Raw genomic sequence first — 26089 nt, forward strand, 5'->3', positions numbered from 1 at the left:
TAATTGGCAAGTTGTGCTTAGCTATTTTTTTGTTTTGCTTTTTCAAATATTTGGTCTTCAAGTCCAGTTTCAAAGTTTGCTTTCCACTGTAAATTCCATTTTGCCATGAAAAGCTTGGCCACTATCTGAAATTCCCTGTACATCCACATGAACGGTGGTAGCCCCTTCACTTAAAGGAAATGACACCAAGGCCCGTCCAAAATCATCTGTACTGATGGTTGGATTCCAGTAAATGGTGGAACGGTAATCCAAAGCTATTGGGCTGTTGATGTCCTGTTTGTCAGGAGGTATATAAAATTCCCTTGTAGGTGCATAGCCCTGTATATTGAAACCACGGGTACCTGATACTTCAACGGATGACCAATCAAAATTTGGGTTTCCTTTTTTTGTAAGGATATTAAATGCAAGTCTGCCATTTAAATTCATTTGATTTGGCCTCCTTCCATCTAGGATATCCACAAACTCAATTTCTGAAACCCTCAATGTGGCCACCATTTGATAGCTTGAGAAATTACCATCAATAAAGTAATTGTTGGAGGGATTTATAGTGACATTCCTTCTTGTAGCCCTAGCCTGCAAAAGCTCAATGATATTGTAGTAATTATATACCGCTTCTGGGATTCTCAACCGGATGTCGGGATCATCATTGTAGGCGATGGTTCTAGGGTCTTGCCTGTATGCTCTTCTTCCTTTTACCACAAATTCCTCCAATTCAAATTCATTCATAAGGAATGATTTTCTTAAGATTTCATTGATATTCTTTACCTCTTGGAGATAGGGGTCTTTCTCCAAAAGATCTATCCAAACAATTTCCGGCAACTTCACCAATTGTGGAATGGGGGGAATTTCTAATTGATGGAGATGTATTTTCCCTGATTTGATTTCTTTGGCATCTTTTTTTCTTCTGGATTTTAGCTCAAATGACTGTATATAAACTCCTACAGAGTCCGTGAAATCCATTCCCAGAAAAACAAAATTACCCTTCTCATCGGTATGTCCTTCATGAATCTCTGGATAGCCGTCCTTGTCGATCAACAAAAGGCGTAAATCCCTGGCACTATCCCTGCTGTCGTCCCTTACCTGACCGGCTATATTCAATCCTGTTTCAAAAACATAGGGGTTTTTATTCCCATTCAAAAATTCCAACTCAGGGAAAAAACCTCTCCAAAACTGCGTCATTAAAAAATTGTCCAGTTTTATAGGATCTTGTGGAATTGGAAAGTGTTGGGCATTGGCTTTTCCGGATAATTCGGAAATTAGGTTTGAAAAAGTTGCTATACTTGATGGACTTTTTGTAGGGATGACCTGCTTGGCGTCTGTTATGGAAATTGAAAATTCTCCATGGATAGGCTTGCCTAAATGGTCCAAAAGCTTTATTTCAAGATCTACCTTTTCCTTAGGAAAATAACTGGACTTTGACGGGGATATTTCCACACTTACTTCTTTTTCCCCTGCTAGATAAACCAATCTTTCAGCGATTGGCTCATCTCCATTAATAACCAGTTTGAAAACTGTCAAGCCAGGGCTGAAGTCTTGTGTTGAAAGTTCGAGTGTGGCTTCATCATTCCTAAATTTCATTCCGATTTCTTCTATCACAAAACCATTCTGAATGATGAATAAATTGGTTGCGGCCTCTTGCTTTAAATTGATTCGGGTTACTTTGATTTTTAGCTGATCCCTATCCGAAATAGGATCGATCTTTAGGGCATACCCGCTTGTATCAAAATCCGGGAGATTTATAGTTTTTCTGGTACCGCGTTGATTGAATGTTTGGATTTGATATCTTTCATTAGCCAAAGGGGTAAATTCAAATATCCCCAACCCAGACTCATCAGTGCTGAAATCTATTAATTTTTCATTCATTGCAGATAAGATCTGGCCATTTACAGGAATACCATTTCCATTATTGTCCAAAGATTGGATAGCAAATCTTTGCTTAATTCCGGCCAAAGCCGTCCCGCCTTCAGGATAAATAAAAATACTGTAATCGTTTTCATTTACCTGAAGCATACCCAACTGGCCTATATCTGAAATGAAAACTTCTTTTTCAAAAAATGCCTGATCACCAAAATTCAAAGAATAAGCAGTGTAGGCCCTCAATTTATATATTCCGGTTTTGAGGTCCCTAGGTATTACAAAATCCCCCTCACCTTTTCCATCTTTTAATTTGATGATCTTCCTGGATGCAAAGGGGATGACACTGGGTTTTATCAATTCAACATACAAGGGAACAGAAGGTGTGGGAGATTGCCTGAAATCTTCTTCTGAGGTGGTGACATAAGCCTTGAACCAAATGGTGTCACTAGGGAAGTAATAAGGTTTGTCCGTATGGATATAAATCTTCTCGTAGGGGAATGCTTTGCTAAAAACGTTGACGGTTTCACCGTAATTTTTTTGTGCTTGAGCTAATAATGTCAAAGAAAAAAATAGAATTGTCAACAGGAAATTTTTTGTCATTTGAGCGTGATGTTTAAATGTTCTTTTCGATACTCAATTTGTTATAGGTTCATTTCCTGAACCACAGAATAAAATGTTCAATAAAGAATCAGATTCAAAAACATTTCTGATTCTGGCTACAATTTTTGAAATTTTATTATTAATTAAAAATTACGTCAGAGTTTGAGTTTTTGTTGTAAATTTTTTGAAATAATGTGAGAAACCTTAAAATATGTTTCTTTTAAACAAGCAAAAAGCCTGACAGAAATGTTTCTGTCAGGCTTTGAAGTAGATTTTATCATGCGATTACCCAAAGGTTTTCATCGCATGGTGCGCTGCCCTGGCTGCAAAAGCCATATAGGTCAAAGATGGGTTTTGGGTAGCAGTGGAAGTCATGCTGGCACCATCGGTGACGTACACATTCGGTACGGCATGCAATTGATGGTTGGCATTGAGCAAGGAGGTTTTAGGATCTCTGCCCATGCGCACGCCGCCCATTTCATGGATATCCAATCCAGGTGCCCTTCGGTCATCACGGGTTTGGATATTGGTAAAGCCTGCCTTTTCAAACATTTCTGTCATCTGCTCCAAATAATCTTTGACCATCTTCTCGTCATTGTCATCATAGTCCACATTGACCCTGAGCAATGGAATTCCCCACTCATCTTTCTGGTTCGGATCCAATGCAACATAATTGCTTTCTTTAGGTATGGTTTCGCCCATCATGTGGGATCCTACTCTCCATGGGCCATATTGGTCTGGGTTGAGCAGATTTTCTTTCAGGTGCATGCCCACGCCACCTTGCTCAGGGTAGACGCCTCTGTTGGCAGAGAAGCCTGCTGCATAACCCCTCAAAAAGTCTGTTTCCTGTTTGAAGACATTACGGAACCTAGGGAAATAACCAGATGTAGGTCTTCCCCCTTGGGTGGTATATTCTAAGTGACCATGGTATTCCGCTGAAATTCCCGCTCTGTAATTGTGAAAGGCCACAAATTTACCCAACAAACCGTTGTCATTCCCCAGTCCATTGGGGAAGCGGTTGGAAGTGGAATTCAACAAAATCAGGTTGGTGTTCAGTGCTGATCCGTTTACGAAAATCACATCTGCAAAATACTCTTCCATTTCTTTAGACTGGGTATCTACAATCCGCACTCCGGTTGCCTTGCCTTTCTCTTCATCATAAATGATGGAATGTACTACCGCATTGGTCCTTAGGGTCATGTTGCCCGTTTTTTCCGCCCAAGGCAAAGTGGAGGCATTGGCGGAGAAATACCCACCAAAAGGACAGCCTCTCTGACAAAGGTTTCTGCTTTGGCATTTTGCCCGGCCTTGCTGCGCATAGTAATCCAAATTACCGGTTATATGGGCACATCGGGCCAAAATCATATGCCGGGAACCGCCATAATGTGCTTTAAGTTGGTCCTGAAAATACCTTTCCACTACATTCAGTGGAAAACCAGGTAAGAATTCCCCATCTGGAAGATGTGGCAGTCCGTCTTTGTTTCCGGAGACTCCGGCAAATTTTTCCACATGGCTGTACCAAGGAGCAATATCTTTATACCGTATCGGCCAGTCCACCGCAAAACCATCTCTTGCAGGTCCTTCAAAATCAAAGTCTGACCAACGTTGCACCTGTCTAGCCCAAAGCAGGGACTTTCCACCTACCTGATATCCTCTGATCCAGTCAAATGGTTTTTCTTGGACATAGGGGTGTTCTTTGTCTTTCACGAAGAAATGAGCTGCATCTTCCCTAAAAGCATAGCAGCGGCTGACAATAGGATTCTCCTTTTGGACCTCCAAAGGAATCTGACCCCTGTGTTCAAATTCATAAGGAAGCATATTGGTAGTGGGGTAGTCTTTGATGTGTTTCACATCCCGGCCCCTTTCAATGACCAGGGTTTTGACCCCATGTTCGCAAAGTTCTTTGGCCGCCCAGCTGCCGCTCATTCCCGAACCAATCACAATGGCCTGGAAAGTTCTTTCTTTTACTGCATCTATATTGAAATTAGCCATGGATCTTGTCAGTTTTAATATCAGCAATCAGTACTTCTCCCTGATAATCCCCAGGGATAAGGGAATAAGGTTTTACCTCTGTCTGGATGTATTCAGAAAGCATGAAACCTTGAATAGTAAAGCGTTTGGTAGTCCCCAAAAATGACCGGATGTCCCTTTCGGCTTCGGCATCTGTAGTCATGCCGGCAAGTAGGAGTTCCTCTTTTTGTACCGTTTCAAGTTTAGAAAAGGTATTGCCTTTTGTCTTTTTGCTGAATTCCTCAAAACCTTGCAGGCCATTCATAAAGGATTGTTGTCCATTTTCATCCACACAGTCATTGACCATCACCAGGATAAAGTCCTGCACGCTGAGGTCTGAGGCACCTTTGATTTTTCCCGGAGGAATGATGCTGTCTGCTATGTCGGCCAATAATTGCTTAAGAGTAGGGGTAATTTGAAGGTTCTGATAGGCAGCGAGGATGTCTTCCTTGGAAAAATCGCAGGAAGGCACCAGGACCAGTCCGCCTGTCAACAGGGCAAGACTCCTAAGGGCATCTCTTCTTTTCATGGATAGGTTATTAGGGATTAATTTGAAATGAGGGATAAGGTAAAACGATTTAGGGATTTTTCAAACCACTGATTAATTTAACCAGAGATGAAATTGGATAAAGATTAAAAAATAAACCACAGATGAATGTGATGAACACTGATAAAATGAATCTGGGATGAAAATTGATTTTCTATGATTACTGAATATGGGATAAGGTTTGACTAATTCAGGTGAAGTTTTAACAACAGATGAAATTGGAAAAAGAAAAAAAATGAACCACGGATGAATGGGATGAATACTGATAAATGATTCAGGGATAATGATGGATTTTCTATGATTACTGAATTTGACAATTGATTTGAGGTATTCAGGTAAAGTTTTAACCACAGATAAATGGGATGAACACAGATAAAATGGATAAGGGATGAATGAGGATTAACGCAGATAAAAAATGATTTAATCGGTTATTTAAACGGATAATATGAAACGCATTTGACTAATAGCGGTTATTTTTTGGAAAATGATTTGTTATGGCATGGGATTATGATTGGATCACTGAAGAAATAATTGGCAAAGCCTTTAAGGTTTCCAATACTTTGGGTGCAGGTTTTCTGGAAAAGGTTTATGAAAATGCATTGGCTATTGAATTAAGAAAAAGCGGATTTTCTGTCAATCAGCAATATCCAATACATGTGCATTATCAAGGAGAAATAGTAGGAGAATATTTTGCCGATCTATATGTGGAAAAAACGGTAATTATAGAATTGAAGACAGTAAAAACCCTAGATGATATTCATTTGGCTCAAGTTTTAAACTATTTGAAAGGCACAAGAAACTCAATAGCACTTTTAATCAACTTTGGAGCTCCAAAAGTCCAAATCAAAAGAGTAATCAATAATGTTTTATAGACAAATCGACCTGTTATTTTGAACTAATGATGCTACGGAAAGTGTGAATACAATAATTAAAACGAAGTTTTATCAATATTTATCAGTGTCTATCTTTGGTTAAATCATCAGTGTTCATCGGCGTTAATCTGCGGTTAATTCATCCATTTTTATCCACCATCAGTAGTCATCAGGTTGAATCAATGGTTCATTCTATTTTCACAAATAATATCAGTGTTTATCGGCGTCTATCTGTGGTTAATTCATCTATCATTTATCCAATATCACTAATCATCCGAACTCATACTCGGTTAAAACTTTTGTCAACATTCATCTGTATTTTTTATTCCCAAGATCAGTGTTTATCGGCGTTAATCTGTGGTTAGTTAATCCTTTTTTATATTCATCATCCGCGTTCATCCAATTTATCTGTGGTTAATTAATTATCCCTGGTAATTACACCAAGTTCTGCAAAGGAGCCCTTCAATCCATCCGTAGTTCCCAATGCCCTCAGCCGGAAATACCTTGCATCCACCCCATCAAATCTTATAGTCTGCTCAATAGGATTGTTGTAAATATTTGAGAATTCGCCCAGAGCCCTATCTGTCCAGTTCCTGCCATCCATACTACTTTGAAAAACATACCTGTTAATCACACCACTCATATACCTATTTTGAGGAGGAAGGTAAGTAAATCCATGAATTGTGATGATCTCTCCTAGATCTACAGTCAACTCATCACCTGTACTCTGCCAAAAGGTGTTGGGATCCTCGTCAATGGCTTTTTCAGCATTGGGAATATTGTGGATAACTTTCCATTTAGCCTTGGCTATATCCACGTCTTGGACCAAAATCTCACTCAATTGACCGGTAGCGGGGTCATGACTGATGGCCCTCAATTGGACCGCTTGATCCACCATCACAGGCCTTTCATATTTAATACTGTTGATGCTTGGATTACTGCCATCCAAGGTATAATAAATATCCACATTGCTTCCGGGAACATTCAAAGTCACGGCTCCCGATTTATCCCTTTCCAACACCGGCTCGATCAGCAAGGCAGGTGCATGGTAAACTCCAATTCTGGAAATAGTAGGGCTTGCTTTTGCATCGGTAATGGTAAACCTCAAAGCATCTGTATCCACATCCTCAAATCTTAGGATTCTCTTAGCCCCAATGGTAGTTCCATTGTGGATAAGTTCCCAGCCTTTTTCTGTTTTGGCTTCCAATGTAAAAGCCTTTACCCTTTGGCCTAAAGCAATATGCTCTTGGGCCATAAACCTGTTAATGCTTTGTTTTTTAGGAAATTGTATAAGTATTTCATTGTGGATAACTCCATCTTCAGCTGCCCAATACTTATTTTTTTCCTCATTGAGCACCTGCTTGATTTCAAAGCCTCTACCTCTTTCATTGGAAGCGCTTAACTTGGCTTTTTGGGCCAGGTCTACGGCAAAATCTTCCTTGATTTTTGTGGATAACTTCATGATTTGTTCCACGTCTTTCTCATGGATCAAACCTCTTCTATCCACAGGGAAGTTGATCAAGAGAGCGGCATTTCTGCCAATGCTATTGTAATAGATATCCAGCAATTGGGGGAGGGTTTTGACCTTGTGATCCTCGTATTCATGGTAGTACCATCCCGGTCTAATGGATACATCCGCTTCCGCCGGCACCCAATGGGTGCCGGCTTCCTGTCCTGAAGCATATTTTTCAGGATATTCCGGCATACCGGCATAAACAGAGTCCCGCATCAAATTGGACCAAGTGGTCTCATAGGCATATCCCTCCTCATTGCCAACCCAGCGCACGTCCGGGCCGCCATCGCTGAACAATACCGCACCGGGCTGCAATTCTCTCACCAAGGCATAGATATTGGGCCAATCGTAATAAGTCAACTTATCCACATAGCGGTTTTCATTGGCACCACCATAGAAGCCGGTTCCCCCGTTGGCTCCGTCAAACCATACCTCAAAGATTTCTCCGTAATTGGTCAATAGTTCAGTCAACTGATTCCTCATATATGTGATATAGGCCGGTGTGCCATATTCCGCATGGTTCCTGTCCCAAGGGGAGTAATAAATTCCCATTTTTAGACCAAACTCCTCACAGGCTTCCCTCAACTCTTGGATCAAATCTCCCTTTCCATCTTTCCAGGGGGAATTTTTTACGGAATGTTCGGTATAAGCGGAAGGCCAAAGACAGAAGCCATCGTGGTGCTTGGCCGTGATAATAATGCCCTTCATGCCTGCCTCCTTGGCTACTTTGGCCCATTGGCGGGTATCCAAAGCTGTGGGGTTAAAGTCTGCCGGATCTTCATCCCCCATGCCCCATTCCATATCCGAAAAAGTATTCATATTGAAATGTACAAAGCCATAGTATTCCAGGTCATGCCAGGCTAGTTGAGCCTCGGAAGGAATGGGATATACCGGTGCTGGAGGAGCTACACCAGGGCCTTGGCAAGCACATACTATAAGAAATAGAAGGAGGCATTTTTTCATATCGGAGCAATTAACTCATTATAATAATCATTTTTCAAGAAAACATGAACTCTGAAGCTCCCAACCTTAATATCTTTGAAAAATTTAGGTTAGATCTTCCTAGTTTAAGCCTGGCATTATTTCGAAATGGAGGCCAAGGAAATTGCTATTGCTTGTCTTTTTGGACCAGCTGTACTAACTTTTAGGTAAATTTCTGAAGAATTTCATTATCACTCCCCAATCAGTCATGAGAATTGTACAGTTTAAATTTAAAGAAAAAGGTACCAAGGTAGCTTTGGTAGATGGTGAAAAGGTAAGGCTACTTAAGGATGTAAACAGCACCTATGACTTGAGCCAAAGGGTATTCAAAACAGGGAAAAGCCTTGTTGAATTGGTGGAGGCACTTGTTGGTGATGAAACAGAAAATTATCAAGACTTATTGGACAAAAAACAGATTTTGCTTCCCCTTTCACATCCTGATCCCTATCATACCTGGGTCACTGGAACAGGTCTTACCCATTTAGGGTCTGCTGCTTCACGTGATGAGATGCATCAAAAATTAAAAAAGAGTAACCCTAATGAGCTTACAGATTCAATGAAGATGTTCCAAATGGGACTTGAAAATGGGAAAATGTTAAACGGAAATCCAGGAGTACAACCAGAATGGTTTTACAAAGGGAATGGGCTATCGGCAATACCTTCAGGCCATGAATTGCTTTCTCCTCCCTTTGCTCTGGATGGTGGAGAAGAACCTGAATTGGCAGGACTTTATGTGATTGATCCGGATGGAAAACCTTTTAGGCTAGGTTTTGCCATAGGAAATGAATTTTCAGATCATAAAATGGAAAAAATCAATTATCTCTATTTAGCCCATTCCAAACTAAGAAACAGCGCCTATGGACCTGAAATCTTATTGACCGAGCTTCCCGATCATTTGGTGGGATTAAGCCGAATCCTAAGAGGGGACAAAGTGGTATGGCAGAAGGAGTTTCTAACAGGAAATGCCAATATGAGTCATAACATCGCCAATTTGGAATACCACCACTTTAAATATGACATGTTCAGGCAACCTGGGGATGTACACGTACATTATTTTGGTACTTCAGTGGCAAGTTTTGCGGATGGGATTGAAGTGCAAAATGGGGACAGATTTGAAATTTCGATCCCTGAACTCGGAAAACCACTCATCAACACATTGAAACAGGTATAACGACAATGCTTTAATTTTTCTTCAACTGCCTCAGTTAAAATTATACAGAAAATAATGGTTCATTTCTGCAGAATTGGAACTTTAAACCATTGAGCAGATCAATTACAAACAACAGATCACCTTAGTGTAATTTAGGTTGATTCAAAATCTACGTTTTATCTACAATAAGTTTAGGTTAGATAGTGTTATGCATTTGGGTTATCCGTGAAATGCAATTTTAATCCAACTCTTTCATAAATAATTAGGTTAAAAAAATAGAAAATGTAATTTGCCCTCATGCAGCATACCTCTTATATAGAAATCAGTAAATCCGCCTACCAAAAAAACATTCAATTTATCAAAGAAGAAATAGGGCCCAAAACCCAGATTTCCATAGTAGTTAAAGGCAATGCCTATGGGCATGGCATAGAAAATATTGTTACTATGGCTGAGGAAAATGGGATCAGGCATTTTTCCACTTTTTCTGCAGATGAAGCTTTAAGGGTGTTTTTATCCAGTCAGAATGGAAGCGAAATTATGATTATGGGAATGTTGCAGGATGAAGATTTAGTGGAATTGATCCTGAAAGGGATCAGTTTTTATGTCTTTGATTTTGAGCGGTTGGAGGCGGCAGCTAATGCTGCCAAAATTACTGGTTATAAAGCCAAAATTCATGTGGAAGTCGAAACGGGTTTTCACCGGACAGGCTTTGAATGGGAAGAAAGGAAAAAGCTCGTCAAATTTTTCAGGGACCATTCAGATTACTTTGAGCTCAAAGGACTCTGTACACATTATGCAGGAGCTGAAAGCATTGCCAATTATGTGAGGGTCCGAAACCAAATCAAGCAGTATAAGCAATTTAAAAAATGGTTTGATTCTCAAAATATAACCTTTGACAAATACCATACTGCCTGTTCCGCTGCCACCTTATTGTATCCGGAAACCAAAATGGACATGGTCAGGTTAGGTATTGCTTCCTATGGTTTTTGGCCAACCCAGGAAACCTACATGTACCGCTTCCAATCTCTACCGGATGATAATAAAAACCCACTAAAGAGGCTTATATCTTGGAAAAGTAGTGTCATGCATGTCAAATCAGTCAAAATGGGAGAATTTATTGGATATGGGTCCAGTTATATGGCCCCTCGGCAAATGACCATTGCCTTGGTTCCTATTGGTTATGGTCACGGATTTAGTAGGATCCTTAGTAATCAGGGTAAAGTGTTGATCAGTGGCGTTATTGTTTCAGTCGTGGGTACCGTTACTATGAATAGCATTGCCGTAGATGTCACTGATCTCAAAAATGTGAAAAAAGGGGATGAAGTGGTCCTAATAGGAAGTCAGGGAGATAACGAAATCTCCGTCGCTTCATTTGGAGAATCCTCCCAGCAGGTGAATTATGAATTACTTACCCGATTACCTCAGGATATTCCAAGAAAAGTTGTGGATTAATAATAAAAAAAATTCATCCTAAGTGCTTTAGCCTTAGGATGAATTTTCTGGGCTAAGGTTTACCATTCAAAAAGCCCATTGTTTAGGCTTTTCAAGGCATCATTTTTATATTTAGCATCAACAAGAAGAGAAACATTGTGTCTGCTGCCACCGTAGGAAACCATCCTTACCGGGAAATCAGCAAGGCTGTTCATTATTTTTGCTAAAGTACCTCTAGACTCAGCAATCATATTGCCTACCACTGAGATAATTGTTTGATTATTATCAATCTCCACAATTCCATAAGCCTCAAGTTCTTTTACTATATCCTCCAAGTGGCTAAGGTCATCTATCGTTACGGAAACAGCTACTTCAGAGGTAGTGATCATATCGATAGAGGTTTTGTATTTTTCAAAAACCTCAAAGACCTTTCTTAAGAAACCATAGGCAAGGAGCATCCTACTGGATTTGATTTTGATGGCGGTGATACCATCCTTTGCTGCCAGTGCTTTGACTCCGGTTCCCTGCTCTTTAGCCGTGATGGTTGTCCCAGCTGCTTCCGGCTCCATTGTGTTTAGGAGCTTCACAGGAATGTTATACATTTGGGCTGGCCAAATGGAAGCAGGATGAAGGATTTTAGCACCAAAATACGCCAATTCAGCTGCTTCATCAAAGGACAACTGTGCTATTGGCCGTGTTTTGTCCACCACCCTCGGGTCATTGTTGTGCATGCCATCTATATCCGTCCATATTTCAACAACTTCCGCATTGACAGCGGCACCAATAAGTGAAGCAGAATAATCTGAACCTCCTCTTTTTAGGTTATCTACCTCATTTCTGTGGTTTTTGCAAATGTAGCCCTGGGTGACGAAAATCCTGTCATTGGGATAATTTGCCAAAATGGCTTTTACTTTTTCGGCTATTTTCTTCAATTCAGGTTCAGAGTTTTCATCAATGCTCATGAAGTCAAGAGCAGGTAGGAAGACTGCCGGAATGTCCAGTTCCTGTAAAAGGGTGTAGAATAATTTTGTGGATAGTAATTCCCCTTGAGCAAGAATATCCCTGTTGATGGCTTCATTGAAAGAGATCTTCAGGATGATATTCAAAAACTCGAAGTGTTCCTTTATGATTTTCTCAGCTTTTACCCTTGCGGTTTCTGTTTTTAGCAGGTCCTTGTAGAATTTCAAATAGTGCTCATGTAAGATGTCAATCCGCTCCTTTGCCAAGTCTTTGTTGGCCTCTGCCAAAGCCTCTCCAATGCCTACCAATGCATTGGTTGTGCCGGAAAGTGCAGAAAGCACCACTATTTTCTTTTCGCTGTCTCTGGTAATCAAGTCTTTCACTTGATGCATTCTTTCGGGTTTTCCTACTGAGGTTCCCCCGAACTTCATTATTTTCATATTATAAGTAAGGTTTGAGATTTCTAGAATCCTAGCATTTTGATTGCGGTTATGGCAGCTTCATCACCTTTGTTGCCATGCTTGCCACCGGCTCTGTCCAGGGCTTGTTGCATGGTGTTGGGAGTCAGAACCCCAAAGATGACCGGTTTGTTGTATTTAATGCTGACATTGGTAATGCCATGGGCTACTGCATCACAGATAAAATCAAAATGCCTTGTTTCTCCCTGAATTACACAGCCCAGACAGATTACGGCATCTATTTCTTCCAATTCTGCAAGCCATTGGGCACCAAGTGTTAGCTCAAAAGAGCCTGGAACGTTTTTTCTGAAAATGTTTTCTTTTTTAGCCCCGTGTTTCAGTAAAGTATCCACAGCGGCTGAAAATAGGGATTCGGTCACTTGATCATTCCACTCCGAAACGACGATACCGAATTTTTTATTGGAAATGTCCAGTATATTTTTGTCAGAATACTGGCTCAAGCTTTTCAATGAAGTTGCCATATTTTTTTTATGTTGATTGAAAACAAAAAAGAGTAAGGCTTTTGGCCTTACTCTTCTTAAATGCTAGGGTACTACAAAGCATTACTTAGAGGCAAGGCCTTCCAAGCGAGCTTTATGCTTTCGAGCGTTGGTATATTCGAAAGACTCATAATATTTGTCTTCTATGATACCATAGGTTTTGATGGCATTTTCAATTTCTCCTGCCTCCTCATAGGCAATAGCCAACTTATTCAGGTATCTAGGTGCAAAATGCTTATTTTCTTTGTGATCGATTGCTTTTTTGTAAGAAGCAATTGCATCTTTGGTATTCCCCAATTCCAAATAAGCATCACCCAATAGGGCAAAAGCTCTGGCCTGAACGAAATAATCATCGGCAGAGAACTTTTTCAGGTGGTCCGCTGCTTTTTGGAACTGACCTTCAGAAAGATAAATGGAACCAATATAGAAATGGGCAAGATTGGCTGCAGCAGTACCGCTATATTGGTCTACGATTTTAAGAAAACCTGAATTTGAACCATCACCGTTCAGCGCAAGATCAGTGCTGTCCTGCTCAAAATAATATACGGCCTGGAACATTTCTGACTGGGCCTTCTTGTTTTTATTCTGCTTATCAATCTGGAAATATAGCACGCCTGCAATGATCAGGATACCTGCGATCAGAATTCCTCCAAAAACTTTGGAATTCTTTTTGATGAAAGCTTCACCTCTTTCCAGTCTGCCTGCAATCACTTCCGGTTTTTCCAAAAGCTCATATTCTACTTCAGGAGCTTTTTTCGTTTCTTTCTTAGCCATTCTATAAAATTTTTCGCCCGCAAATATAAGGCTTTTAATTAATTCACAAATAGAAACAAAAAAACCAGCTGTTAATGGGTATACCTCATTCACAGCTGATTTTTTGTTGGGTTATTCCATTACAAATGGATAATCTTCCTGCACATACACATCCTTGAATGCATCCATGCCATCAGGCCAAGGGGATTCTTCTGCAAATTTAACCGAATCATCCACTTGTTTTTTCACCCTTGCATCGATCTCAGCAATTTCTTGTTCTGTCAGGATATTGTTTTCCAAAATGGTGGCTTTCACCTGCTCGATTGGATCCCTCTGTTTGTATTCCTCAACTTCCTCACGGGTTCTGTATTTTTGAGGATCAGACATAGAGTGTCCTTTGTATCTGTATGTTCTGAATTCCAATAGGGTAGGACCTTCACCTTTTCTTGCTCTTTCAGCTGCTTCAGCTACAGCTTCATGAACCGCCTCCACATTCATCCCATCTACTGGGAATGCAGGCATATCATAAGCCTCCCCTATGGTGTAAAGTTCAGTTACATTGGACGTTCTGGCTACAGATGTACCCATAGCATAACCATTGTTCTCGATAACAAAAATCACTGGCACTTTGTACAGCATTGCCAAGTTGAATGCTTCGTGAACAGCACCCTGTCTTACTGCACCATCACCCATGTAGCAGATACACAGATTTTTGGTTCCTCTGTATTTTTCAGCAAATCCGATTCCCAGGCCCATAGGAACTTGTGCACCTACAATACCGTGCCCGCCCATAAAGTTGCGTTCTTTGTCAAAGATGTGCATGGAACCCCCTTTGCCTTTGGTTGTTCCTGTGGCCTTGCCATAAAGTTCAGCCATGACAGCTCCAGGGTCAGTGCCTAATCCAAGGGGATGAGCGTGATCTCTGTAGGCAGTTATCCACTTATCATCTTTTTCCAGAGCAGTGATGGCTCCGGAAGCACAGGCTTCTTGGCCTATATATAAGTGACAGAATCCTCTGATTTTTTGCTGTCCGTATAGCTGTCCGGCTTTTTCTTCAAACCTTCTCATCAACAGCATGCTTTCGTACCAATAAGCGTAAGTTTCTTTAGAATATTTCGCTTTAGCTTTGGTCGCTGAACTCTTTTTTGCCATATCGTTTAATGTAAAATATGCTAAATTAGGCCCCAAATATAATCAAATGGGCTGAATTTTAAGGCCGAACGCGAAAATAGTCAAAAACCTCACAGATTCTGCAAGATGCACCTCAAAAATATCCGCTTACAGCAATTTAAAAATTATCCCAAAGCGGAGGTGCAGTTTTCCAATGAGATCAATTGCTTCGTGGGCCTGAATGGAAGCGGCAAAACCAACCTGCTGGATGCCATTCATTATCTCTGCCTTACCAAAAGCGCCCTCAACGGAATGGACAACCTCAATATCCTCCATGAAAGAGACTTTTTTACTGTCTTTGGTGATTTTGAACTTGAGGGTAAAGAATTGGGAATCAGGTGTATATTTGAAAGTGGTAAAAAAAAGCAGCTACTGCAAAACGGGAAAGCCATAGATAAAATGAGTGATCATGTAGGCTTACTTCCTGTGGTGATGATTGCCCCTGATGATACCTTGCTGATCAAAGACGGTAGTGAAGAGAGAAGGCGATTTTTTGACAATATGCTTTGCCAGTTGGATAAAACCTATTTGGATAACCTGATGCGGTACCAGCATTTTTTGAAACAGCGGAATGCCCTTATCAAGCAATTCGCAGAAAAAGGAATTTGGGACAAGAATTTTATTGAGCCCTATGACCGTGAAATTATCCTCTTGTCCCAGCGGGTTGCCAAGGACAGGCAGGTTTTTTTACAGGAATATGAACCTCTTTTGATGGAGTACTATGCGGAAATTTCCGAAAACAGGGAAAATATCAAGATCAGCTATGAAACGCAGTGTCTTTCGGAGGACTTTGATAAGGATTTCAAGGCAAGTGCCCAAAAAGACCTGATCCTAAAAAGGACCAATATGGGAATCCATAAGGATGATTTTGTATTTGAAATTGAAGGATACCCCATCAAAAAATTCGGTTCCCAGGGTCAGCAGAAGTCCTTTGTAATTGCGCTTAAGCTTGCCCAGTTCCAGATTTTTCTTAGCCATAAAAAGACAAAGCCTATCCTCCTTTTGGATGATATTTTTGACAAATTGGATGATGGCCGCATCCGAAAGCTGATGGAATTGGTAGCCGATCACCGCTTTGGGCAGTTGTTCATCACCGACGCAAGACCGGAAAGGTCCAAGCAGATCTTAAAAGATATAAATGCTGATTGTAAGTTTTTTATGATCGAAAAGGGCACGGTTGCAATTTGGAATCAATAACCGTTTCTCCTTTTTCGAATCTGCGCATCTACCGAAAACTTGCCAGGTCCCATTATAAACTGAACAATAAAAATAAGTAAGAAAAGCAAGGCTTTTTCCTTCATGGCAAATGGATCCTCTGCATGTACAATAAAGCTAACAACGGTCATTGTAAAGATCAGTGGAATCAGAGAAAGTCTTGTCATAAAACCAAGTGCCAAGAGAATGGAGCAGAAAAATTCTGCAAAAATAGTTGCTTGTAATGACATAGCAGGTCCCAATCCTATAGGATCTCTAAATGTGGTCAATCTTGCGCTGAAGTCAATTATTTTTGCCCATCCATGTGTCATCATCATCAAAGAGGTACCGATTCGTAGTAAGAGTAATGCTACATCTGTTCCCCATGAAGAAGAGGAAAAAAACAACTTTTTCATATTTAAGTTCTTGTTGAATGTTGTGGTCTGCTTTCAAAATTAGCAAGAAAAACATATCCTCTTACTATATTGGGGCGTTAAATCGTAAGTTATCGCCTATAATTTCAAAAAAAATGAAACGCATCCTTTTAATTCTGATATTTCTTCTGTCTGGAGGACAACTTTTTGCGCAAGGACCCTCCCAAGGTTTCCTTGAATACATGAATGGAATACAACAATTGATACAGAATGATCTCTATAACAAGGTATCAGCTGTTTTATATGATGTGGAAGAGACACCAAAGCAGAGCGTGTTTTTGGATTTTTGTAAAAATGTGGAAAAGGATTTCCATACACACTATTCAAAATACGCCGACAAGTTGAGTTCAGAGGAAAAAGATGCTGCAGCAAAGTTTACCCAAACCATGATGATCCAATTGGGGGAGCTGTACTTGGACAGGGCCCAGGAGTTGGAGGTCAGTGAAAGGCTGGTTTTCTTCAGGACTTTCATGATGGAAATGGGATATGCTCAAAATCTATCCTCATTGAATGAAGACGTTTCGAGGGCCATTATCATGGGCATTTACTCGGCGATGAACATTCCTTTTGGCATGCCTACCCAGGAAGTGGTGGCATACATATATAAGGAGGAAGAGCCCATCAAGGAGCTTTACCATGCAGCATTTATCATCAATGAAATGGCCATGCTCAATGAAAGCTACGATGAATTGGAGGCCATGTCAGCCGGATTTCAAAAAGAGTATCCATCATCCCGCTTCCTTTCAGGGCTGGACGCCACCCTGGCTTCTCTAGAAAACCTAAGGGAAGGGGCATTGGTGCAGGATTTTTCTTTTGTGGACCAGGAAGGCAAAGAAAGAAAGCTTTCAGAATTTAAGGACAAGATCATCTATTTGGATCTTTGGGCATCTTGGTGCGGGCCATGCATCAACACTTTCAAAACCAAAACCCCTGATTTCGAGAAGAAATTAAGGAACCGCGAAGATGTGGTGCTTATGTATATTTCCATTGACGAGAAACCTGAATCCTGGAAAAATTACCTGGACAAAAACCCCATGAGAGGGATACACCTGTTTGCTGGAAGAGGTTTCGAGGCAGATATTATGAAGTATTTTAAAGTCTGGGGAATTCCCAGGTACCTGATTATCGGAAAAGAAAACAAACTCATTAGCCCGAATGCTCCTAGGCCGGGAGATGAGGCTTATGAGGCCTTGATTGGTTTAAATTAGTTGAAGAAAAAGAGGCTGACCCATATTTGGGAAAGCCTCTTTTTTACAGATTTAACAAAACAAATGAAAGTTTGATTAGGCCATTCTACTGGGCCAATTTTTAAATTCTATACCAATTTTATTGATTAAAACCTTTTACTATTGACTAATTTCTTCCAAAGTTTGAAGATTCCATATGCCATTAAGATAAGTAAGGTGAGATTGATTAACTGGATAGATAAGCCTATCGCATCCCATGAAGAAGTAAATATGTATAATTTCATATTTAAAAGTTTAGTACTTTCAAATGTAACCGCTTTATTTCACCTAAAAAATACCTAACGTTAGGTATTTTTTAGGTGGTCACTTATGGAATTGGGCCGTATTCAAGATGCTATTTTTCTTAATCAACAAAAAAAGACTTTAGACTTTGGGGAAAACCCAAAGTCTAAAGTCTGAAATAGATTGTTTATTGTAAAGTTTTTAACTTTAATAGTATTGGATTGAATATAAAATCCCGAACTCAGAAAATGAGAAAGTTTTATTACCCCCACAGATTCTCAGGATACTCCCCGGAATCATGCATGTTTTTTAAAGCTTCGATGACAACAGGTCTGTCCTCGGTATAAGTTACCCCAAACCAGGTCTTACCTCCTGCAAGGATTTCGAAAGCAGCTTTCCCTTCCTGTATCAGATTGTTGGCTACGGTAGGAATGTAAAATTCAGATTTGATATTTTCTTTGTTGGCAGGTAAAAATTCATCCCACATGCTCTGAATATCTCCGAAAACTGCCGGATGGAATCCCCAGAAGTTCATGGAAACAGGGGTCCCTGGTTTGATTTCAATTTCTTCATCTTCCCCACGGGACACTATTTTTTCCCCTTCTCTGGCAATGGAGGTTCTTTCCACCATTCCTATCAGCTGATTGGCCTTATTCATGGAGCAGACACCTCTGCTTACCGTTCCGTTTTCTGAGAGCACATTTTCTATCGCATACCCCACCATGGCATGAAGGTTTGGCTGTACCCCATGGGTCAGGAATTTGCCCAATACCTCAAAAGCTTCTCTGCCATAGAAATCATCCGCATTGATTACAGCAAAAGGTTCAGCGATGGCGTCTTTGGCACAAAGCACTGCATGGGCAGTACCATAAGGTTTTACCCTGTTAGGGTTTCTGTAAACTTCAGGAACAAAACTATTGAGGGATTGTAATACAAAATCCACTTCAATTTTTCCTTCTAATTTGGGAAGGAACAGGTCTTTTGCCATCTGTAGGATTTCTTCCCTTACGATCAGCACCACCTTGCCGAAGCCGGCACGGATGGCATCATAAATGGAATACTCCAAAATTGTCTCACCATGAGGACCAAATCCGTCGATCTGTTTATTACCTCCATACCTGCTGCCCATACCTGCAGCCAATACCAAAAGTGTAGGTTTAGTGTTCATATTTTTCCGTTCAATCAAAACAAGGCTCAAAATTAGGTTTTTCCATCTTTTCAAAAAGGATTGTGGCATTTAATTTAAAAAATAGGAGTTTAAATGATCACTGGTTTAATAAAGAACCAATAAAACGATAAACAAGCAAAAATTTTTCAATATGGGGGTGTAAAATCAACCAAAAAATGACCAAAAATGAAAAATTTACGAAAAACCAGTTAAAAATTGAATCCAATTTTGCATTTGTGGTAATATTTGTCTTAGATTAGCGAGGATTTCCTATTAAACCCATTGTAAAATTGTCTAAAATGAAAAAAATCGAAGCAATTATTAGAACATCCAAATTTGAGGATATACACCAGTGCATTGCTGGACTGGGAGTAAAATTCTTCACCTTTTACGAGGTAAAGGGAATGGGGATGGAACATGCCAAGCCACAGACCTATAGGGGTGTCGCTTATGAGCCTGCTTATATTCCTAGGACCAAAATTGAGATTGTCACCACGGACGAACATGTGGATGCCATCATCAACTGTATCCTGACGACCGGAAGGACCGGTGAAGTGGGAGATGGAAAAATATTTGTCTATGAAGCCCTTCAGGCCTATCGTGTCAGAAACAATGATACGGGAGAAGAGGCTCTTTAATTTCCTCTTTCACACCCAATCTCTTCATCCTATATCTTAAAAAATCAAATCTTTCAAACCTATGAATCAAGAATTATTTACCGTCAATAACCTCTGGATGATGGTGGCCACCATTTTGGTTTTCATCATGCACTTGGGCTTTGCCAGTTTGGAAGCAGGGCTTACCAGAGCAAAAAATACTGTCAATATCCTGTTCAAAAATACCATTATACCGGCAATTGGATTGCTTACCTATGCCTTCATAGGCTTTAACCTGATGTATCCGGGTGAAGGCTTTGCCGGAGGGTTTATTGGCTTTACAGGAGTTGGGATTTCATTGCCGGAAGGCTGGAATACTTTTGCTTATAACGAAGGTTATACCTTTTTTACTGATTTTATATTTCAGGCCATGTTCGCAGCTACTGCAGCTACGATTGTATCAGGAGCAGTAGCCGAACGTATCAAATTGGGTCCTTTTATTTTCTTTTCTATCCTATATGTTGGGATTTGTTATCCCATTGTAGGTATGTGGAAATGGGGAGGTGGGTTTTTGGACGCTTTGGATACTCCATTTTATGATTTTGCAGGATCTACCATTGTACACTCCGTAGGAGGTTGGGGTGCCTTGGTAGGTGCTTTCCTTTTGGGACCAAGATTGGGTAAATACACAGAACATGGCATGAGGGCTATTCCTGGCCATAGTATCCCTATGGCTACTATCGGCGTATTTTTGCTTTGGTTCGGTTGGTTTGGGTTTAATGGCGGATCCGTATTGAGTGCTGATCCAGGTACAGTTTCTTTGGTTTTTGTCACCACTGCCATAGCAGGAGCTGCAGGCGCTTTTGGAGCTTTGATCACTTCATATATCAAATTCAGGACCTATGATATCACAATGGTGCTGAATGGTATATTAGCGGGTTTGGTAGGTATTACTGCCGGGGCTGACTTGATGGGCATAGGAGAGGCTGCTATTATTGGATTTATCGGCGGTGTTTTAGTGGTATTGGGTGTGGTCCTTTTTGACCGTATCAAAATCGATGATCCAGTGGGGGCAATTTCGGTGCATTTGATAGGTGGAATTTGGGGAACCTTAGCAGTCGGTATTTTTGGAGACCTTGCCGGAATCCAGCAATTAGTTTCCCAGTTGACAGGGATTGCAGCAGTTGGTGCTTTCTGCTTCTTGACCAGTTGGCTGATTTTCTTTTCCATGAAGCGTAGCCTTGGTATACGGGTGGATGAAAAAGAAGAATTGGAAGGCTTGGACATCAATGAGCACAGTATGCAGGCATATCCTGATTTTGCTCCAAAAGATTAAACAACTATCACGCTTTATAAACCAAAAAGCCGGTCAGTTTACAGGCCGGCTTTTTTGTTATATAAATAAACACCCATTTTTACCTGGGGTTTAGTAGGCCTTCAAACTGATATCCAAGCTTTTTACCTGATGCGTAAGCGCTCCAACGGAGATAAAATCTACGCCACATTCGGCCACATCTTTGAGGTTCTCTTCTGTAATTCCACCAGAGGCTTCCAGTGGATACTTGCCATTGACCAATTGGACAGCTTTTCTCATGGTTTCATAATCCATATTGTCCAACATGATGTAATCAATACCTCCAATACGGAGAACTTCTTCTACTTCCTGAAGGGACCTGGTTTCTACCTCTATTTTAAGTTTGAGATTCTTCTCAGCTAGGTACCTTTTGGTATTATGGATGGCGTTTTTTATTCCCCCAGCGAAGTCGATATGGTTATCTTTTAACATCACCATGTCGTAAAGGGCAAAGCGATGATTAATTCCTCCACCTATCCATACTGCCCATTTTTCCATTAATCTGAAGTTAGGCGTGGTTTTGCGGGTGTCCATCAGCCTAGCTTTGGTGTGGAGGATGAGCTGTGTCAATAGGTGCGTCTTGGTAGCAATTCCGCTCATGCGCTGCATACAATTCAATACCAAGCGCTCAGTCGTCAATATAGAGGCTGCCTTACCTTTTACCCGTAGACCAATATCACCGGATTTGACCGGATCCCCGTCCTTAAGGAGCAGTTCAACCTGAAGTGAAGCATCAAATTGTTTAAAAATCATTTCGGCCAATTCCAACCCGGCAATTATTCCAGATTCTTTGACCAGCAATTGTGCCTGTCCCATGCAATTGTGTGGGATCGAACCCAATGTAGAATGGTCACCATCGCCCACATCCTCTTGGAGAGCTTGGGTTATAAATTGATGGATTTTATCCGGGTGAAGGTAAGTAGGTCTGTTCACAGCGCAAAAATAGGGAAAATTCAGGATTGCCTCAGTTTTTTACAATATCCAAACTGTAAACCTTGAATTCATTTTGCTCTTTTCTGCCACGGATAAATACCTTGAAGACAGTTTCCTCTGACTTATAATTCCCTATGTAATATATAATCTGATCAGAATTATTTCCTTTATGTAGCAACTGAAAATCCATTGGAGGGAACTTCTTGAAAAAATCTCTCATAACAACTTCAGCTTGGCTTTTGGAATAATCACCTTGGTTGCCATTAATATTGATATCTATACCTTGGGCAAAAAACCTTGCCAATTCTCTACTTGATCCAGATTGAAATACCGTCACAATTTCTTCAATGGAATTGTTTTGGGCATTGATTGATTTAGCCTGACCGTAAGTAAAGACGATAAAGAAAAGTATGCCTATGTATAACAATTTTTTCATTGTGAAATTTTTCAACAAATTTTAAGCCAAAAATTAGTTAAAGGATAAAGTCCTCATATTTTTCTGTTTTTTTATGTTTTCGAAATTTTAATGCAGTGTTTTTTGTTGACCTGATAAAGAATCCGCATTTTTACAGCCACTTTGTAAAACAGGATGGAATTATCCGTGCAATAACATTATGGAAAAGAAAGTATTACTGATGATTTTGGATGGTTGGGGATTGGCAACCAACCCAGCTGTATCTGCCATTGAAAAAGCCCAAACCCCTTTTATCGACAGTTTATATCTCAAATATCCACACTCTAAACTGGAAGCATCCGGATTGGCCGTTGGTTTACCTGAAGGTCAAATGGGGAATTCTGAGGTGGGCCATATGAATATCGGTGCAGGTAGGGTAGTCTATCAGGACCTGGTCAAAATCAACAAAGCTGTAAGCGAAGGGGATCTTAATTCCCATCCTACATTGGTGGAGGCTTTTGAGTATGCCAAAATGAACCACAAAAAGGTGCATTTTATTGGATTGGTTTCTGACGGTGGTGTACATGCCCATATCAATCATCTCAAAGGCCTTTGTGATGCAGCAAAAGCAAATGGGCTGAAAGAGGCATTTATTCATGCTTTTACCGATGGACGTGACACTGACCCCAAAAGCGGTGTTCATTTCCTCAATGAACTGAAAGAACATTTACAACATTCCGTTGGCAGTATTGCTTCTGTAGTAGGTAGATACTATGCCATGGACAGGGATAAAAGATGGGAGAGAGTCAAATTGGCCTATGATGCCCTTGTTCACGGGGAAGGAGAAAAATCGAAAGACATAATTGCCTCAGTAGTGAAATCTTACTCCAATGATGTGACCGATGAATTCATCAGACCTATTATCCAAGCCAATGGTGAAAATAAGCCACTAGCAGTCATTGAAGAGGGAGATGTTGTGATCAATTTTAACTTTAGAACTGACAGAGGAAGGGAAATCACTCAGGTACTTACACAGCAGGATTTTGAGGATTTCAACATGAAGAAAATTAAGCTCCATTATATCACTTTTACCAATTATGATGATACCTTCAAGGATGTAAGGGTTATTTTCGATAAGGATAACCTCAATAATACTTTGGGCGAAGTTTTGGAAGCTAATGGTAAAAAACAAATCAGGATTGCTGAAACAGAGAAATACCCCCATGTGACATTCTTTTTCTCAGGAGGAAGGGAAAAGGAATTTATTGGAGAAAGTAGGATTTTGTGTTCTTCTCCCAAAGTCGCCACCTATGACCTCAAACCTGAGATGAGTGCTTTCGAAATTGCAAGTAAAATCAAACCTGAACTTAGGAGGAAGGAAGCTGATTTTATATGTCTGAATTTCGCAAATGCTGACATGGTTGGACATACAGGGGTGTTTGAAGCTGCAGTCAAAGCCTGTGAAGCCGTAGATAAATGTGCTGAAGATGTCATTACCCAAGCATTGGAAAGTGGATATACTACCATAGTGATTGCTGATCACGGCAACAGTGATGTGATGGTAAATGAAGATGGTTCACCTAATACAGCTCATACCACGAATCTGGTACCTTGCATCATGGTCGATGATCAGGACAGGCTTGAAGTAAAAGACGGAAAGCTGGGAGATCTTGCTCCCACAATACTTAGCCTGATGGGTTTGAAAAGACCTAAAGAAATGACTGGTGATGTTCTCTTAAAATAATTTTGATGATATATTTAAGGCCGGTTTTGGGATTTTCCATCACCGGCCGTTTGTTGAAATCCCTTATTACTTTCAAGCTTATTACCCCAAACTTTATGAAAATGAAATATTTCTTAAGCACTGGTATTTTGCTCACCTTGCTATGGGGCTGCAATATTGGTTCTGAGTCAGGCAAAATTGATGAGCCCGGCTTTTTTCCTGTAAAGGAATATGTGGAAGTTCATGCATCTAAACTTGAGGGCAAAACACTCTATAAGGAAGTAACAATCAATGGTGAAACCGAAAAAACTGAAGGACCTGTAACGGTGGATGAATTGATGAAGGAACTAGATTTTTTTATTAAGGCAGATATCAACAGCCCGGCATTGGCTGATTCCTATGAAACAGAACGAAGCCGAAGGTACCTGATCCATACATTAAAGGAAGGTGCCAAAGGCAAAGTGAAGAAGATAGTGGTTCAATATTATGATGAAGATGTGAAGGAGATAAGTTTTCACATGAAGACGGAAAATCCGTTTTATGAATCAGAAACCAGGGGTGTCCTCCTTTGGCATGCATCTATGTGGGTGATTCATCAATATAATATTGAACATTACCAAAAAGTGATTTTCATGAAACCCAACAGAATGTTCATTAAAGGGGATATATGGTAAAAAAAGGGCTTTCAAAGTTGAAAGCCCTTTTTTATTGATTTTATCAGATAATGTCGAATCCAAGGTATGGAATCAAAACCTTAGGCATTTTAATACCTTCTTCAGTTTGGTTATTTTCTAAGATGGCCGCGACAATTCTAGGAAGTGCCAGCGCACTTCCGTTGAGAGTATGTGCCAACTGGGTCTTCTTGTCTTCCCCTCTAAACCTCAATTTGAGCCTATTTGCCTGATAGGATTCAAAGTTGCTAACCGAACTTACTTCAAGCCATCTTTCCTGAGCAGCAGAAAACACTTCCATATCATAAGTCAAGGCTGAGGTAAATCCCATATCACCCCCACAAAGTCTCAATACCCTGTAAGGTAACTCAAGCTTTTGCAGGAGGCTTTGAACATAGTTACTCATCTCTTCCAATGCCTCATAAGATTTTTCAGGATGGGCAATCTGAACAATCTCTACCTTATCAAATTGATGGAGTCTATTAAGACCACGCACATGGGCTCCCCAGCTTCCGGCTTCCCTTCTAAAGCAGGGTGTATATCCCACATTTTTAATAGGAAACTCCAGCTCATTGAGAATAACATCCCTGTACATGTTGGTAATTGGTACCTCTGCTGTCGGAATTAAGTAGAGTTTGTCTATAGTAGCCTCATACATTTGACCTTCTTTGTCAGGGAGCTGACCAGTGCCATATCCAGAATCTTCGTTGACCAGGATGGGAGGCTGTACTTCTGTATAGCCTGCGTGAAGGGCTTCATCCAAAAAGAAATTGATCAATGCCCTTTGTAGCCTTGCGCCTCTACCCTTGTAAACTGGAAACCCTGCCCCTGTTATTTTTACTCCAAGGTCAAAGTCGATGATGTCGTATTTTTTGATAAGTTCCCAATGGGGCAATTTATCTTCCTGAAGCACAGGAATTTCACCATGCTGCAAAATCACCTCATTGTCCTCAGCAGATTTTCCTTTTGGGACAGCATAGTGTGGAACATTGGGGATGGTATAGAGCAATTGTCTTAGGTCCTCCTCATAGGTATTGTATTCTTCCTCTAAGGTTTTGATCTGCTCTTTGATCTCAGTAGTTCTGGTTTTGATTTTTTCAGCCTCTTCCTTCTTTCCATCCTTCATCAACATCCCTATTTGTTTGGAAATATTGTTGGATTCCGCCTGGAGGCTGTCTCTTTTTACCTGAGTTTCTTTTCTGTTTTTATCAAATTCCAAGACCTGATGCAAAACTGCCTCGGCATTGGGGAAGTTGCGTTTTTGCAGTCCTTCCAAAACTATCTCAAAATTATCCCTGATGGTATTGACAAGTAGCATAGTCTGATGTGAAAATAAGTGTTGGGGACAAAG

General features: G+C 40.5%; 22 protein-coding genes. 9 read left to right on the top strand and 13 right to left on the bottom strand.

What is annotated here, in order from left to right:
* Positions 1 to 69: 69 nt before the first annotated feature.
* The 3 genes from CLV48_RS18525 to CLV48_RS18535 form a co-directional block, all read right to left on the bottom strand.
* Positions 70 to 2457, bottom strand: coding sequence for an MG2 domain-containing protein (locus CLV48_RS18525; protein WP_106568789.1), 2388 nt, complete (start codon positions 2455 to 2457; stop codon positions 70 to 72).
* Positions 2458 to 2742: 285 nt separating this feature from the next.
* The gene (locus tag CLV48_RS18530; RefSeq protein ID WP_106568790.1) at positions 2743 to 4449 is read right to left on the bottom strand and encodes a GMC oxidoreductase; all 1707 of its coding nucleotides are present in this window, start codon (positions 4447 to 4449) and stop codon (positions 2743 to 2745) included.
* Positions 4442 to 4996 carry a gluconate 2-dehydrogenase subunit 3 family protein gene (locus tag CLV48_RS18535; protein ID WP_106568791.1) on the bottom strand — a complete coding sequence of 185 codons (555 nt, stop codon included), beginning with the start codon at positions 4994 to 4996 and terminating at the stop codon, positions 4442 to 4444. The genes CLV48_RS18530 and CLV48_RS18535 overlap by 8 nt, the downstream gene beginning before the upstream one ends.
* A 512-nt stretch (positions 4997 to 5508) precedes the next feature.
* Here CLV48_RS18535 and CLV48_RS18545 point away from each other — a divergent pair.
* Positions 5509 to 5886 carry a GxxExxY protein gene (locus CLV48_RS18545; RefSeq protein WP_106568793.1) on the top strand — a complete coding sequence of 126 codons (378 nt, stop codon included), beginning with the start codon at positions 5509 to 5511 and terminating at the stop codon, positions 5884 to 5886.
* Positions 5887 to 6304: 418 nt separating this feature from the next.
* Here the strand turns inward: CLV48_RS18545 and CLV48_RS18550 are convergent, their stop codons facing one another.
* On the bottom strand, positions 6305 to 8362 hold the full coding sequence (locus tag CLV48_RS18550) for an alpha-L-fucosidase (RefSeq protein WP_106568794.1): 2058 nt from the start codon (positions 8360 to 8362) through the stop codon (positions 6305 to 6307).
* Between the two features lie 226 nt (positions 8363 to 8588).
* Between CLV48_RS18550 and araD1 the strand changes: the two genes are divergently transcribed.
* Together araD1 and alr are read left to right on the top strand one after the other, a co-directional pair.
* On the top strand, positions 8589 to 9551 hold the full coding sequence (araD1, locus tag CLV48_RS18555) for an AraD1 family protein (RefSeq protein ID WP_106568795.1): 963 nt from the start codon (positions 8589 to 8591) through the stop codon (positions 9549 to 9551).
* Positions 9552 to 9827: 276 nt separating this feature from the next.
* Positions 9828 to 10982 carry an alanine racemase gene (gene alr / locus CLV48_RS18560; RefSeq protein ID WP_106568796.1) on the top strand — a complete coding sequence of 385 codons (1155 nt, stop codon included), beginning with the start codon at positions 9828 to 9830 and terminating at the stop codon, positions 10980 to 10982.
* A 59-nt stretch (positions 10983 to 11041) separates the two neighbouring features.
* On the opposite strand, the gene CLV48_RS18565 is transcribed toward alr, so the two are convergent.
* The 4 genes from CLV48_RS18565 to pdhA all read right to left on the bottom strand — a co-directional run bounded on the left by CLV48_RS18565 (position 11042) and on the right by pdhA (position 14784).
* Positions 11042 to 12361: an aspartate kinase gene (locus tag CLV48_RS18565; RefSeq protein WP_106568797.1), complete on the bottom strand. Its 1320-nt coding sequence runs from the start codon at positions 12359 to 12361 to the stop codon at positions 11042 to 11044.
* 23 nt (positions 12362 to 12384) lie between these two features.
* Positions 12385 to 12861 carry a 6,7-dimethyl-8-ribityllumazine synthase gene (ribH, locus tag CLV48_RS18570; RefSeq protein ID WP_106568798.1) on the bottom strand — a complete coding sequence of 159 codons (477 nt, stop codon included), beginning with the start codon at positions 12859 to 12861 and terminating at the stop codon, positions 12385 to 12387.
* An 81-nt stretch (positions 12862 to 12942) separates the two neighbouring features.
* The gene (locus CLV48_RS18575; RefSeq protein ID WP_106568841.1) at positions 12943 to 13653 is read right to left on the bottom strand and encodes a tetratricopeptide repeat protein; all 711 of its coding nucleotides are present in this window, start codon (positions 13651 to 13653) and stop codon (positions 12943 to 12945) included.
* Between the two features lie 111 nt (positions 13654 to 13764).
* The gene (pdhA, locus tag CLV48_RS18580; protein WP_106568799.1) at positions 13765 to 14784 is read right to left on the bottom strand and encodes a pyruvate dehydrogenase (acetyl-transferring) E1 component subunit alpha; all 1020 of its coding nucleotides are present in this window, start codon (positions 14782 to 14784) and stop codon (positions 13765 to 13767) included.
* Between the two features lie 105 nt (positions 14785 to 14889).
* On the opposite strand from pdhA, the gene recF reads away from it, so the two are divergent.
* On the top strand, positions 14890 to 15999 hold the full coding sequence (gene recF, locus CLV48_RS18585) for a DNA replication/repair protein RecF (protein WP_106568800.1): 1110 nt from the start codon (positions 14890 to 14892) through the stop codon (positions 15997 to 15999).
* Here the strand turns inward: recF and CLV48_RS18590 are convergent.
* A complete protein-coding gene (locus tag CLV48_RS18590; RefSeq protein WP_106568801.1) occupies positions 15993 to 16412 on the bottom strand; it encodes a DoxX family protein in 420 nt (139 codons plus the stop codon). The genes recF and CLV48_RS18590 overlap by 7 nt on opposite strands.
* Before the next feature lie 113 nt (positions 16413 to 16525).
* Here CLV48_RS18590 and CLV48_RS18595 point away from each other — a divergent pair, with 113 nt between their 5' ends.
* Entirely contained in the window at positions 16526 to 17638 is a 1113-nt protein-coding gene (locus CLV48_RS18595; protein WP_106568802.1) for a TlpA family protein disulfide reductase, read from the top strand.
* A 523-nt stretch (positions 17639 to 18161) separates the two neighbouring features.
* Here CLV48_RS18595 and CLV48_RS18600 read toward each other — a convergent pair.
* Complete coding sequence (locus CLV48_RS18600; RefSeq protein WP_106568842.1) at positions 18162 to 19067, bottom strand: nucleotidyltransferase family protein; 906 nt, start codon at positions 19065 to 19067, stop codon at positions 18162 to 18164.
* A gap of 299 nt (positions 19068 to 19366) precedes the next feature.
* Here CLV48_RS18600 and CLV48_RS18605 point away from each other — a divergent pair, with 299 nt between their 5' ends.
* Both CLV48_RS18605 and CLV48_RS18610 read left to right on the top strand, forming a co-directional pair.
* Positions 19367 to 19705 (top strand): P-II family nitrogen regulator, encoded by a 339-nt coding sequence (locus CLV48_RS18605; RefSeq protein ID WP_106568803.1) that lies wholly within the window; start codon positions 19367 to 19369, stop codon positions 19703 to 19705.
* A gap of 61 nt (positions 19706 to 19766) precedes the next feature.
* Complete coding sequence (locus tag CLV48_RS18610) at positions 19767 to 20999, top strand: ammonium transporter (RefSeq protein WP_106568804.1); 1233 nt, start codon at positions 19767 to 19769, stop codon at positions 20997 to 20999.
* A 90-nt stretch (positions 21000 to 21089) separates the two neighbouring features.
* Here the strand turns inward: CLV48_RS18610 and nadC are convergent, their stop codons facing one another.
* Together nadC and CLV48_RS18620 are read right to left on the bottom strand one after the other, a co-directional pair.
* Positions 21090 to 21950 (bottom strand): carboxylating nicotinate-nucleotide diphosphorylase, encoded by an 861-nt coding sequence (nadC, locus tag CLV48_RS18615; protein ID WP_106568805.1) that lies wholly within the window; start codon positions 21948 to 21950, stop codon positions 21090 to 21092.
* Positions 21951 to 21981: 31 nt separating this feature from the next.
* Positions 21982 to 22386 (bottom strand): DUF4783 domain-containing protein, encoded by a 405-nt coding sequence (locus CLV48_RS18620; RefSeq protein ID WP_106568806.1) that lies wholly within the window; start codon positions 22384 to 22386, stop codon positions 21982 to 21984.
* A 178-nt stretch (positions 22387 to 22564) separates the two neighbouring features.
* On the opposite strand from CLV48_RS18620, the gene gpmI reads away from it, so the two are divergent.
* Together gpmI and CLV48_RS18630 are read left to right on the top strand one after the other, a co-directional pair.
* On the top strand, positions 22565 to 24088 hold the full coding sequence (gpmI, locus tag CLV48_RS18625) for a 2,3-bisphosphoglycerate-independent phosphoglycerate mutase (protein WP_106568807.1): 1524 nt from the start codon (positions 22565 to 22567) through the stop codon (positions 24086 to 24088).
* Positions 24089 to 24189: 101 nt separating this feature from the next.
* A complete protein-coding gene (locus tag CLV48_RS18630) occupies positions 24190 to 24741 on the top strand; it encodes a hypothetical protein (RefSeq protein WP_245889612.1) in 552 nt (183 codons plus the stop codon).
* 43 nt (positions 24742 to 24784) lie between these two features.
* On the opposite strand, the gene serS is transcribed toward CLV48_RS18630, so the two are convergent.
* A complete protein-coding gene (gene serS, locus CLV48_RS18635; protein WP_106568808.1) occupies positions 24785 to 26056 on the bottom strand; it encodes a serine--tRNA ligase in 1272 nt (423 codons plus the stop codon).
* Positions 26057 to 26089 lie beyond the last annotated feature (33 nt).

The sequence above is a fragment of the Cecembia rubra genome (assembly GCF_003014575.1).
Classification (GTDB): Bacteria; Bacteroidota; Bacteroidia; order Cytophagales; family Cyclobacteriaceae; genus Cecembia_A; species Cecembia_A rubra.

Excerpts from the sequence above, each read along its gene's own strand:
- recF (WP_106568800.1), top strand. The coding sequence starts at position 14,890 with ATGCACCTCAAAAATATCCGCTTACAGCAATTTAAAAATTATCCCAAA.
- CLV48_RS18600 (WP_106568842.1), bottom strand. The coding sequence starts at position 19,067 with ATGAACACTAAACCTACACTTTTGGTATTGGCTGCAGGTATGGGCAGC.
- CLV48_RS18630 (WP_245889612.1), top strand. The coding sequence starts at position 24,190 with ATGAAATATTTCTTAAGCACTGGTATTTTGCTCACCTTGCTATGGGGC.
- CLV48_RS18620 (WP_106568806.1), bottom strand. The coding sequence starts at position 22,386 with ATGAAAAAATTGTTATACATAGGCATACTTTTCTTTATCGTCTTTACT.
- CLV48_RS18565 (WP_106568797.1), bottom strand. The coding sequence starts at position 12,361 with ATGAAAATAATGAAGTTCGGGGGAACCTCAGTAGGAAAACCCGAAAGA.
- gpmI (WP_106568807.1), top strand. The coding sequence starts at position 22,565 with ATGGAAAAGAAAGTATTACTGATGATTTTGGATGGTTGGGGATTGGCA.
- CLV48_RS18605 (WP_106568803.1), top strand. The coding sequence starts at position 19,367 with ATGAAAAAAATCGAAGCAATTATTAGAACATCCAAATTTGAGGATATA.
- CLV48_RS18610 (WP_106568804.1), top strand. The coding sequence starts at position 19,767 with ATGAATCAAGAATTATTTACCGTCAATAACCTCTGGATGATGGTGGCC.
- CLV48_RS18550 (WP_106568794.1), bottom strand. The coding sequence starts at position 8,362 with ATGAAAAAATGCCTCCTTCTATTTCTTATAGTATGTGCTTGCCAAGGC.
- CLV48_RS18530 (WP_106568790.1), bottom strand. The coding sequence starts at position 4,449 with ATGGCTAATTTCAATATAGATGCAGTAAAAGAAAGAACTTTCCAGGCC.
- ribH (WP_106568798.1), bottom strand. The coding sequence starts at position 12,861 with ATGGCAACTTCATTGAAAAGCTTGAGCCAGTATTCTGACAAAAATATA.
- serS (WP_106568808.1), bottom strand. The coding sequence starts at position 26,056 with ATGCTACTTGTCAATACCATCAGGGATAATTTTGAGATAGTTTTGGAA.
- CLV48_RS18575 (WP_106568841.1), bottom strand. The coding sequence starts at position 13,653 with ATGGCTAAGAAAGAAACGAAAAAAGCTCCTGAAGTAGAATATGAGCTT.
- CLV48_RS18545 (WP_106568793.1), top strand. The coding sequence starts at position 5,509 with ATGGCATGGGATTATGATTGGATCACTGAAGAAATAATTGGCAAAGCC.
- CLV48_RS18535 (WP_106568791.1), bottom strand. The coding sequence starts at position 4,996 with ATGAAAAGAAGAGATGCCCTTAGGAGTCTTGCCCTGTTGACAGGCGGA.
- pdhA (WP_106568799.1), bottom strand. The coding sequence starts at position 14,784 with ATGGCAAAAAAGAGTTCAGCGACCAAAGCTAAAGCGAAATATTCTAAA.
- CLV48_RS18525 (WP_106568789.1), bottom strand. The coding sequence starts at position 2,457 with ATGACAAAAAATTTCCTGTTGACAATTCTATTTTTTTCTTTGACATTA.
- CLV48_RS18595 (WP_106568802.1), top strand. The coding sequence starts at position 16,526 with ATGAAACGCATCCTTTTAATTCTGATATTTCTTCTGTCTGGAGGACAA.
- CLV48_RS18590 (WP_106568801.1), bottom strand. The coding sequence starts at position 16,412 with ATGAAAAAGTTGTTTTTTTCCTCTTCTTCATGGGGAACAGATGTAGCA.
- alr (WP_106568796.1), top strand. The coding sequence starts at position 9,828 with ATGCAGCATACCTCTTATATAGAAATCAGTAAATCCGCCTACCAAAAA.
- araD1 (WP_106568795.1), top strand. The coding sequence starts at position 8,589 with ATGAGAATTGTACAGTTTAAATTTAAAGAAAAAGGTACCAAGGTAGCT.